The following is a 9665-nucleotide window of genomic DNA, read 5'->3' as shown; positions in this document are numbered from 1 at the left end:
GAGCATACTGAGCGGCTGTTTCCGTTTCAGTGGGATGGATTATAGAGAATTCGATCACATAGGCAAGCGTTATTATAAAATAACCTCACAAACAACAAGCTCTGTATAGATTTAGTACAGAAGTGTGTTTTTTCGATCTTGATAGTATATGAATCCCCCAATATAGCGAAGCAAGACATTATAAAAGTCATCATTAACATCGTCAGATTACTAGTAATGTCCATTTTTCGCGATACAATAACTTTAACCAAGGAGATAAACCCATGACTGAACTTAAAAAACAAATTATCACAGAGATGAAAGTTAAACCTAGTATCGATATCGCCGATGAGATCCGTAGTCGCATTAACTTTATCAAACAACAATTAACTGACTCAGGATTAAAAAGTTTAGTATTAGGTATAAGTGGTGGTGTTGATTCATCAACTTGTGGCCGACTTTGCCAATTAGCTATAGAAGAGCTAAATACAGAGTGCCAGAGTGATGATTATAATTTCATTGCAGTGCGTTTACCTTACTCTGTACAAGCAGATGAAGATGATGCACAAAAAGCACTTCGCTTTATTAATCCAAAAACATCTATCACCGTCAATATTCAATCTGGTGCAGATAGTATTCATGCAGAAGTACTCGAATCCGTGAAAGCAGCTGGGTTACCAGAAAGTACCGCATTCAACCAAGATTTTAATAAAGGTAATGTAAAAGCAAGAATGCGAATGATTGCACAATATGAAATTGCCGGTTTATATCGTGGTTTAGTACCAGGAACAGATCACAGTGCAGAAAACATTTCCGGCTTCTTTACTAAACACGGTGACGGAGCTTGTGATTTAGCACCATTGTTTGGTTTAAATAAACGTCAGGTTAGATCACTCGCAGCCTATTTAGGCGCATCAGAATTAGTTTATCAAAAAGTACCGACTGCCGATTTGGAAGAAGACCGCCCTCAATTAGAAGATGAAATTGCCTTAGGTGTTACTTATGAGCAAATCGATGATTTCTTAGAAGGGAAAGAGATCGATATTAAAGCTGAAATTAAAATTATCGATACCTATAAAAAAACAACTCATAAACGTAATCCAATTCCAACCCCTGTATAATGCATAGTTAATGACGTATACAAAAAAGCAGAGGTTTATCTCTGCTTTTTATAACTGTAATGACGTTAACGCTTACTTTACAATTTTAGTTGGTTTTGGCCAATTTTTGATATGACGTTGTTTCACTCGAGTGATAACAAGTTCATCGGCAGCAACATCTCTCGCGATAGTAGAACCAGCACCAACAGTAGCATTTTTACCAATAGTAACAGGTGCGATCAATTGACTATCTGAACCAATGAATGCGCCATCTCCAATAACCGTCTCGAATTTATTTACCCCGTCATAGTTACAAGTAATAGTACCTGCACCAATATTTACTTTTTCACCAATAATGCTATCGCCAAGATAAGCAAGGTGACCAGCTTTAGATCCTTTACCTAATGTTGTTTTTTTCAGCTCGACGAAATTACCTACATGTGCATCGTCTTCAAGTATAGTTTTAGGGCGTAAACGCGCAAATGGACCCACACTACAATCAATTCCAATTGTCGCCGATTCAATAATGGAGTTTGGTTTTATCTCAGAATGATCACCGATATGACAATCTTTCAAAATACAATTAGCACCGATAGTGACACCACGACCAATCGTTACCTTACCTTCAATGATAACATTAATATCAAAAGTAACATCGTTACCAACATTCACTTCACCACGTAAATCAAAGCGACGTGGATCAAGCATAGTAACGCCTTGCCCCATGAGTTTATATGCTTGTAATTCTTGGTATGCGCGTTCTAGTTCAGCCAATTGCATGCGGTTATTAACACCTTCGACTTCGATATTTGCAATAGGGTGAACGGCGTTAATCCTGCGACCTGCTTTATGCGCAAGCGCTATTACATCAGTTAAGTAATATTCAGCTTGCGCATTATTATTATCTAACAGAGATAACCAATGCTGAAAATCTGCACCATTAGCAACGAGAATACCAGAGTTCACTTCATTAATTTTAAGTTGATCTGCAGATGCATCTTTCTGCTCAACAATACCTACAACTGTGTCGCCTTCACGAACAATGCGACCATATCCCATAGGATTATCTAATTTCACAGTAAGTAAGCCAATACCACCTTCAGGTTGAGATTGACATAAATGGGTTAGCGTTTCTTGGCTAATTAATGGAACATCACCATACAACACTAATACTTGTTCATCGGCTTTAAATTGATCCGCGGCCTGTTGTACCGCATGACCAGTCCCCAATTGTTCAGCTTGTAGAACCCAATCTAATTTGTCATCTTGGATTCGTGATTTCAGTAATTCAGCGCCATGGCCATAGACTAAATGGATATCGTTAACATCTAACTGTTTTACGGTATCAATAACATGCTGAACCATTGGTTTTTTAGCAATTGGGTGAAGAACTTTAGGGAGATCTGAACGCATACGCGTTCCTTTACCAGCGGCAAGAATAACAACACTAATGGGCATAATGGGCTCTTATCTGAATGATGACATTAAAATATAAATAGAATATTCAGGTTATAGGGAATAATTAAGTTTAACAATAAGGATTGTGTATTAAAAACATAAAAAAAGCGACCCTAAGGTCGCTTTTTGACAACTAAACGTATTCAATTAAAAATTCAAACTAGTTGAATTTTTTAACCAATTTAAGCACGCGAAGTTGAGCAATTGCATCAGCCAGTTGATTCGCAACTTTAACATAATCTACATCTTGGTTAGTTGCAGAGCTGTTAAGTAGTTCCTCAGCTTGTCTTTTGGCTTCTTGCGCTTTGGCTAAATCTAGATCTTCTGCACGAATAGCAGTATCAGCCAGCACGGTAACTTCGCCAGGTTGTACTTCACAAGTACCGCCTGAAACGAAGATAACTTCTTCTTCACCGTGTTGTTTAACCAAGCGCACCATGCCAGGTACTATTCCAGTTAATAGTGGTGTATGCCCAGCTAAAATGCCGAACTCACCGCCAGAACCGGTAACTTGAATGCTTTCAGCACGCCCAGAAAATAAAACACCTTCTGCGCTTACTACATTCAAATCAAAAGTCATAGCCATAGTGCCCTCGCTTATTTACAGTTTCTTCGCAGCTTCAACAGCATCGTCGATAGAGCCACAATACATGAACGCTTGCTCAGGAAGATCATCGTAATCACCCTCTAGTAAGCCTTTAAAGCCTCGTAGAGTTTCTTTTAATGATACTAGAACACCCGGGTCACCCGTAAATACTTCAGCAACATGGTATGGCTGAGTTAAGAAACGTTGGATCTTACGAGCACGAGATACAATTTGCTTATCTTCTTCAGATAGCTCATCCATACCTAGGATCGCAATAATGTCTTTTAACTCAGTATAACGCTGTAGTACACCTTGAACGCCACGAGCGATGTCGTAATGTTCTTGACCAACTACTAGTGGATCTAACTGACGAGAAGTAGAATCTAGTGGGTCGATCGCAGGGTACATACCCATTGAAGCAATGTTACGGTTCAGTACAACTGTTGCATCTAAGTGAGCAAATGTTGTTGCTGGAGATGGATCCGTTAAATCATCCGCAGGTACGTATACCGCTTGGATAGATGTAATTGAACCACTCTTAGTTGAAGTAATACGCTCTTGTAGGATACCCATTTCTTCAGCTAGTGTAGGCTGATAGCCTACTGCTGATGGCATACGACCTAGCAGTGCAGATACTTCAGTTCCCGCAAGTGTATAACGATAGATATTATCGATGAATAATAATACATCTTTACCTTCGTCACGGAAGCGTTCAGCCATTGATAAACCAGTCAAAGCAACACGTAAACGGTTACCTGGAGGCTCATTCATTTGGCCGTAAACCATTGCTACTTTATCAAGTACGCCGGCTTCTTCCATCTCGTAGTAGAAATCGTTACCTTCACGAGTACGCTCACCAACACCAGCAAACACAGATAAACCTGAGTGAGCTTTAGCGATGTTGTTGATCAGTTCCATCATGTTTACGGTTTTACCAACACCGGCACCACCGAATAGACCGACTTTACCACCTTTAGCAAATGGGCAAATCAAATCGATAACTTTAACACCCGTTTCTAACAATTCGTTAGAAAGTGACTGCTCTTCATAAGAAGGTGCGGCACGGTGAATTTCATAACGCGTATCTGTTGGGATAGCGCCTTTACCGTCAATTGGATTACCAAGAACGTTTACAATACGACCAAGACATTCGTCACCAACAGGTACGCTAATCGCGCTACCAGTGTTAGTTACTTTAAGGCCTCGGCGTAAACCGTCACTTGAACCCATAACGATACAACGAACAACACCACCACCGATTTGTTGCTGAACTTCTAGCACCAATTCAGATAGGTTAGCGTCGTCGAATGTCAGTGCATCGTACACTTGAGGTACGGATTCTTGTGGAAACTCAACGTCCACAACTGCACCGATGATCTGGACAATAATACCAGTACTCATTTTAAATCCTCTAAACTTTACAAGTTTGCCTAAACCGCTGAAGCACCAGCACAAATTTCAGAAATCTCTTGTGTAATGGCAGATTGACGGGCTTTGTTAAATACTAACTGTAGCTCATCAATGATGTCACCAGCATTGTCTGTTGCATTTTTCATTGCAAACATACGTGCTGCTTGTTCAGATGCTGCGTTTTCAACAACACCTTGATACACTTGAGATTCAATAAATCTAACTAATAATTTAGTTAAAAGCTCAGCAGGTTCACCTTCATAAAGGTAATCCCAGCCATGCTTAGGTAATGCTTCATTTTCTTCCGATGCAGGCAACGGCAGTAGTTGATCGATAGTTGGTTCTTGCGTCATCGTATTAACAAATTTGTTATATACAACGAATAAGCGATCCAACTTCCCGTTATCGTATGCATCTAGCATAACTCGAACAGAACCAATCAAATCATCTAACTTAGGTGCTTCACCGAGGTTTGCTGTATTAGCAACCACGTTTCCACCTACGTTAGCGAAAAATGTACCAGCTTTAGCACCAATAAGGCCTAAATCTACATCTACATTTTTTTCAGACCATCCCTTCATATCAGAGATAGTTTTTTTGAAAAGGTTAATGTTCAAGCCACCGCATAGACCACGGTCAGTTGAAATCACAATATAACCAACACGTTTCGCATCACGTTCTTCTAGGTACGGATGAGAGTACTCTAGGGAACCTTCTGCGAGATGACCGATCACTCTGCGCATTGTGTTAGCGTATGGGCGACTAGCTGCCATGCGATCTTGTGCTTTACGCATTTTGCTCGCGGCAACCATCTCCATTGCGCTGGTGATCTTCTGAGTATTAGTAATACTCCCGATCTTGTTTTTAATTTCTTTAGCGCCGGCCATTTGCTTCTCCTATTAAGCTAGCTGTGGCAGCAAAGGCTGCCACCGCTCTTACCAGGTTTGTGTAGACTTAAAGCTTGCAAGTAAGCTTGTTAGCTTAGCTTGAACATCTTTGTCGTACGCGCCTGTTTCATTAATAGAAGCAAGTAAATCAGCGTGTTCTGCTTTAGCATAAGCTTGTAGAGACGCTTCAAAGCTAACAATTTTGTTAACTTCTACATCTTCTAATGCACCAGTTTCTGCTGCATATAAAGATAGAGCCTGCTCTGCAACACTCATAGGTGCATATTGGCCTTGCTTCATTAGCTCAGTAACTTTCGCACCATGATCAAGCTGCTTACGCGTTGCATCATCAAGGTCTGAAGAGAATTGAGCAAATGCTGCTAATTCACGGTACTGTGCTAGTGCGGTACGAATACCACCAGATAGTTTCTTAATGATCTTCGTTTGTGCTGAACCACCAACACGTGATACAGAAATACCTGGATCAACAGCAGGACGAGTGCCTGAGTTAAACAGTTCTGTAGTCAAGAAGATCTGACCATCGGTAATAGAAATTACGTTCGTTGGTACGAACGCAGATACGTCACCACCTTGAGTTTCAATGATTGGAAGAGCAGTCAAAGAACCAGTCTTACCTTTCACTTCACCTTTAGTGAACGCTTCTACGTATTCAGCGTTTACACGAGCGGCACGCTCTAGTAAACGTGAATGTAGATAGAAAACATCACCAGGGTATGCTTCACGGCCCGGCGGACGACGTAATAGTAATGAAATCTGACGATAAGCAACGGCTTGCTTAGACAGATCATCATATACGATTAGTGCATCTTCACCACGGTCACGGAAGTATTCACCCATAGCACAACCAGAGTATGGTGCTAAGTATTGCAGTGCCGCAGCTTCAGAAGCCGTTGCAACAACAAGAATAGTGTTTTCCATTGCGCCATGTTCTTCAAGCTTACGTACAACACTAGCAACGGTAGAAGCTTTCTGACCAATTGCTACGTATACACATTTAATGCCCGAATCTTTTTGGTTGATGATTGCATCGATAGCGATAGCACTCTTACCAACCTGACGGTCACCAATAATAAGCTCACGTTGACCACGACCGATTGGTATCATAGCGTCAATAGCTTTGATACCAATTTGTACAGGTTGGTCAACAGATTTACGTTCCATTACACCCGGTGCAATTACTTCAACAGGAGAAAAACCATCGTTGTCGATTGGTCCTTTACCGTCGATAGGCTCACCAAGTGTGTTTAAAACACGACCTAATAAGTTGCGACCTACTGGCACTTCAAAAATACGTCCTGTTGAACGTACTTTCTGGCCTTCTGCAAGACCCATGTAAGAACCCATTACTACCGCACCAACAGAGTCACGCTCTAAGTTAAGTGCGATACCAAAACGGTTGCCAGGTAATTCAATCATTTCGCCTTGCATACAGTCTGCAAGGCCATGAATACGAATAATACCATCGCTTACTGAAACGATAGTACCTTCATTTCTTGCTTCACTAACAACGTTGAATTTTTCAATACGTTGTTTGATCAGATCACTGATTTCTGTAGAATTCAGTTGCATGCTATTCCCCAATTACGATTGTAGCGCTTCCGCAAGTTTATTTAACTTACCGCGTACAGAGCCATCAATAACTAAATCACCAGTCTGAATAATCAAACCACCAATTAACGTGTTATCAACGTTGCAATTTAACTTAACTTTGCGTGCTAAACGTTTTTCCAACGCAATGACAATATTTGCTTCTTGCTCTGCCGTTAGTGACATTGCAGAAGTAACATCAGCTTCAACAGATTTCTCATGTTCCGCTTTGTAATGTGCAAATAAAGTAACAATGTTTGGTAATGCGCTTAACCGAACGTTCTCGGCCAGTACTTTAATAAAGTTTTGGCCTGATTCGTTAAGTTGCTCATCAGCTACGTTGATAAAAATATCAGCAATAGCGTGTGCACTTACAGCACCATTTAATAATGTAGAAATATCTTTATTTACCGCAATTTCTGCCGTAAACGCTAACATTTCTTGCCATTTATCAATAGCCTGTTCCTTAACGGCAAAATCAAATGCAGCTTTAGCATATGGACGAGCAATAGTAGTCAAATCAGACATAAGCCCCCCAGTTGTTAAAGTTCTGCAACGATTTTGTCTACGATGTCACTGTTAGCAGCTACATCAATAGAACGTTCGATAATTTTTTCAGCACCGGCAATAGCTAAACCAGCTACTTGTTTGCGTAACTCTTCTTTTAGACGATTACGTTCAGCTTCAACTTCAGCTTCCGCTTGAGCAAGAATTTTAGCTCGCTCCGCATTTGCTTCTTCTTTAGCTTCATCGACAATTTGAGCTTTACGCTTGTTTGCTGCATCAATGATATCTGCCGCTTGCGCTTTAGCATCTTTCAATTGATCTGTTGCTTTAGCTTCCGCTAGCTTCAAATCTTTAGCAGCTTTATCCGCACTTGCAAGACCATCGGCAATCTTCTGTTGACGTTCTTCGATAGCCGCAATCAGTGGTGGCCATACATATTTCATACAAAATAGTACGAATAACGTAAACGAAATCGCTTGGCCTAAAAGAGTTGCGTTGATATTCACAACGAACCTCCTTGGTTAGTAGTGGACCAAAAGCTGATTAAGCGATGAATGGGTTCGCGAATAATAGGAATAGTGCGATACCAACTGCAATCATAGAGATCGCATCAAGAAGACCAGCAACGATGAACATTTTAGTTTGTAGTGCTGGCGCCATCTCTGGTTGACGAGCAGAAGACTCTAGGAATTTACCGCCTAAGATAGCGAAACCGATTGCTGTACCGAATGCAGCAAAACCTAGTAAGATAGCAACAGCGAAGATAGTAGCTGATACAGTTTCCATTTTATTCTCCAATAAGATAAAAAATTTTAATTAAAAATTTGTGTTTATAAATTAATGATCTTCACATGCACTGCTTAGATATACCATAGACAGCATCATGAAGATAAACCCTTGTAGAACGATTACCAAAATATGGAAAATCGCCCATGGCACACTTAGTCCCCACTGAAGGTACCAAGGCATAAGCGCGATCAAAATAAAGATCAGCTCACCTGCGTACATGTTACCAAACAAACGAAGCGCTAATGAAATAGGCTTAGCCAGTAAAGTAACCATTTCCAGTGCAAAGTTAAAAGGAATAAATAACCAGTGGTTAAATGGGTTCATAGTCAGTTCGCGAGCGAACCCTTTGACACCTTTAACCTTGATGCTGAAACCAACAATAAGTGCAAAAATACTTAATGACATAGCAAATGTCGTATTTAAGTCTGTTGTTGGAACAACTTTCATGTAGTCAATTCCCATTGCTTTTGCGGCTTCAGGAATGAAATCCACAGGAACCAAATCCATTGTATTCATCAGAATAACCATCATGAAGATAGTTAATGACAGCGGTGCAATTAACGCATTACGACCATGAAAAGATTCTTTCACGATGTCGTTAACAAACTCGATACACATTTCAACAAAACATTGAAATTTGCCCGGTACGCCCGTTGTCGCTTTCTGACCAACTAGATAGAATGTCCCTAAGAATAAAATCCCTAAAGCGAGGGTTACGAAAAGTGTGTCTAGGTGCCAAGTCCAAAATCCTTCACCAACCGCTAAATTAGTTAAGTGATGTTGGATATATTGGGTCGACGTTAGTGCTTCACCTGTTGCAGACATTTTTCATCCCAGTTTTTTGTTCATAAAATAAGGAGCAAATAATTGTGAGCCAATTGCTAATGAGAACGTCACGTAAAGAGGAAGATAATTCACCTTAACGAAACCTAATACCGCAATAAAAAACACAACTGTCAGTACCAATTTTAACGATTCACCTAATGCAAATGATGCAACAACATCTTGAATCTGTCTGGCGCCCATAAACCGGAAAGCCAAACGGGTAAAAATGTAATTTGGTAAGACATAAATAATGCCACCAAAGATCGCAGAGCGAGCTGAAAGCTCACCATCAATAAGCAAAAAGGTTAACGCGCAAACGGCCACTAATAGCACCTGAAACACAATCAATTTAATAGCTTGATTGAACGCATTCATTGCTAATTTATTTGACACAATAAACCCCTAAAACAATCTTTTTGAAGCATTCAAAAAAAATATACAAAAACGCTTCTAAAAGCAGGATAAATTATACGTTGAAGTGGTGCTAATGCAACTCATTGCAAGCCAGATAAGGAA

At 40.3% G+C, this 9665-nt stretch carries 11 protein-coding genes; 1 reads left to right on the top strand and 10 read right to left on the bottom strand.

What is annotated here, in order from left to right:
* Positions 1-263 precede the first annotated feature (263 nt).
* Positions 264-1100: an ammonia-dependent NAD(+) synthetase gene (gene nadE / locus BT797_RS13770; protein ID WP_075472428.1), complete on the top strand. Its 837-nt coding sequence runs from the start codon at positions 264-266 to the stop codon at positions 1098-1100.
* A gap of 72 nt (positions 1101-1172) precedes the next feature.
* Here nadE and glmU read toward each other — a convergent pair whose 3' ends face one another.
* The 10 genes from glmU to BT797_RS13720 form a co-directional block, all read right to left on the bottom strand.
* Positions 1173-2537, bottom strand: a complete 1365-nt coding sequence (gene glmU / locus BT797_RS13765; RefSeq protein WP_075472426.1) for a bifunctional UDP-N-acetylglucosamine diphosphorylase/glucosamine-1-phosphate N-acetyltransferase GlmU — start codon at positions 2535-2537, stop codon at positions 1173-1175.
* Positions 2538-2697: 160 nt separating this feature from the next.
* Positions 2698-3123, bottom strand: coding sequence for a F0F1 ATP synthase subunit epsilon (locus BT797_RS13760; protein ID WP_045108515.1), 426 nt, complete (start codon positions 3121-3123; stop codon positions 2698-2700).
* A gap of 15 nt (positions 3124-3138) precedes the next feature.
* Positions 3139-4524, bottom strand: a complete 1386-nt coding sequence (gene atpD, locus BT797_RS13755; RefSeq protein ID WP_045108514.1) for a F0F1 ATP synthase subunit beta — start codon at positions 4522-4524, stop codon at positions 3139-3141.
* A 29-nt stretch (positions 4525-4553) separates the two neighbouring features.
* Positions 4554-5420 carry a F0F1 ATP synthase subunit gamma gene (atpG, locus tag BT797_RS13750; RefSeq protein ID WP_045108513.1) on the bottom strand — a complete coding sequence of 289 codons (867 nt, stop codon included), beginning with the start codon at positions 5418-5420 and terminating at the stop codon, positions 4554-4556.
* Positions 5421-5468: 48 nt separating this feature from the next.
* Complete coding sequence (atpA, locus tag BT797_RS13745; RefSeq protein WP_045108512.1) at positions 5469-7010, bottom strand: F0F1 ATP synthase subunit alpha; 1542 nt, start codon at positions 7008-7010, stop codon at positions 5469-5471.
* Positions 7011-7022: 12 nt separating this feature from the next.
* A complete protein-coding gene (atpH, locus tag BT797_RS13740) occupies positions 7023-7556 on the bottom strand; it encodes a F0F1 ATP synthase subunit delta (protein ID WP_045108511.1) in 534 nt (177 codons plus the stop codon).
* A 14-nt stretch (positions 7557-7570) separates the two neighbouring features.
* Positions 7571-8041, bottom strand: a complete 471-nt coding sequence (gene atpF, locus BT797_RS13735) for a F0F1 ATP synthase subunit B (protein WP_045108510.1) — start codon at positions 8039-8041, stop codon at positions 7571-7573.
* 37 nt (positions 8042-8078) lie between these two features.
* A complete protein-coding gene (gene atpE / locus BT797_RS13730; RefSeq protein ID WP_017223402.1) occupies positions 8079-8321 on the bottom strand; it encodes a F0F1 ATP synthase subunit C in 243 nt (80 codons plus the stop codon).
* 51 nt (positions 8322-8372) lie between these two features.
* Entirely contained in the window at positions 8373-9149 is a 777-nt protein-coding gene (gene atpB / locus BT797_RS13725) for a F0F1 ATP synthase subunit A (RefSeq protein ID WP_045108509.1), read from the bottom strand.
* 3 nt (positions 9150-9152) lie between these two features.
* The gene (locus tag BT797_RS13720) at positions 9153-9542 is read right to left on the bottom strand and encodes an ATP synthase subunit I (RefSeq protein WP_045108508.1); all 390 of its coding nucleotides are present in this window, start codon (positions 9540-9542) and stop codon (positions 9153-9155) included.
* Positions 9543-9665 lie beyond the last annotated feature (123 nt).

It is taken from the genome of Moritella viscosa, assembly GCF_900120065.1.
In the GTDB taxonomy this organism is placed as follows: Bacteria; Pseudomonadota; Gammaproteobacteria; order Enterobacterales; family Moritellaceae; genus Moritella; species Moritella viscosa.
This window is presented reverse-complemented; position numbering and strand designations above follow the sequence as displayed.

Excerpts from the sequence above, each read along its gene's own strand:
- atpE (WP_017223402.1), bottom strand. The coding sequence starts at position 8,321 with ATGGAAACTGTATCAGCTACTATCTTCGCTGTTGCTATCTTACTAGGT.
- atpG (WP_045108513.1), bottom strand. The coding sequence starts at position 5,420 with ATGGCCGGCGCTAAAGAAATTAAAAACAAGATCGGGAGTATTACTAAT.
- atpB (WP_045108509.1), bottom strand. The coding sequence starts at position 9,149 with ATGTCTGCAACAGGTGAAGCACTAACGTCGACCCAATATATCCAACAT.
- atpA (WP_045108512.1), bottom strand. The coding sequence starts at position 7,010 with ATGCAACTGAATTCTACAGAAATCAGTGATCTGATCAAACAACGTATT.
- BT797_RS13760 (WP_045108515.1), bottom strand. The coding sequence starts at position 3,123 with ATGGCTATGACTTTTGATTTGAATGTAGTAAGCGCAGAAGGTGTTTTA.
- glmU (WP_075472426.1), bottom strand. The coding sequence starts at position 2,537 with ATGCCCATTAGTGTTGTTATTCTTGCCGCTGGTAAAGGAACGCGTATG.
- atpD (WP_045108514.1), bottom strand. The coding sequence starts at position 4,524 with ATGAGTACTGGTATTATTGTCCAGATCATCGGTGCAGTTGTGGACGTT.
- nadE (WP_075472428.1), top strand. The coding sequence starts at position 264 with ATGACTGAACTTAAAAAACAAATTATCACAGAGATGAAAGTTAAACCT.
- atpH (WP_045108511.1), bottom strand. The coding sequence starts at position 7,556 with ATGTCTGATTTGACTACTATTGCTCGTCCATATGCTAAAGCTGCATTT.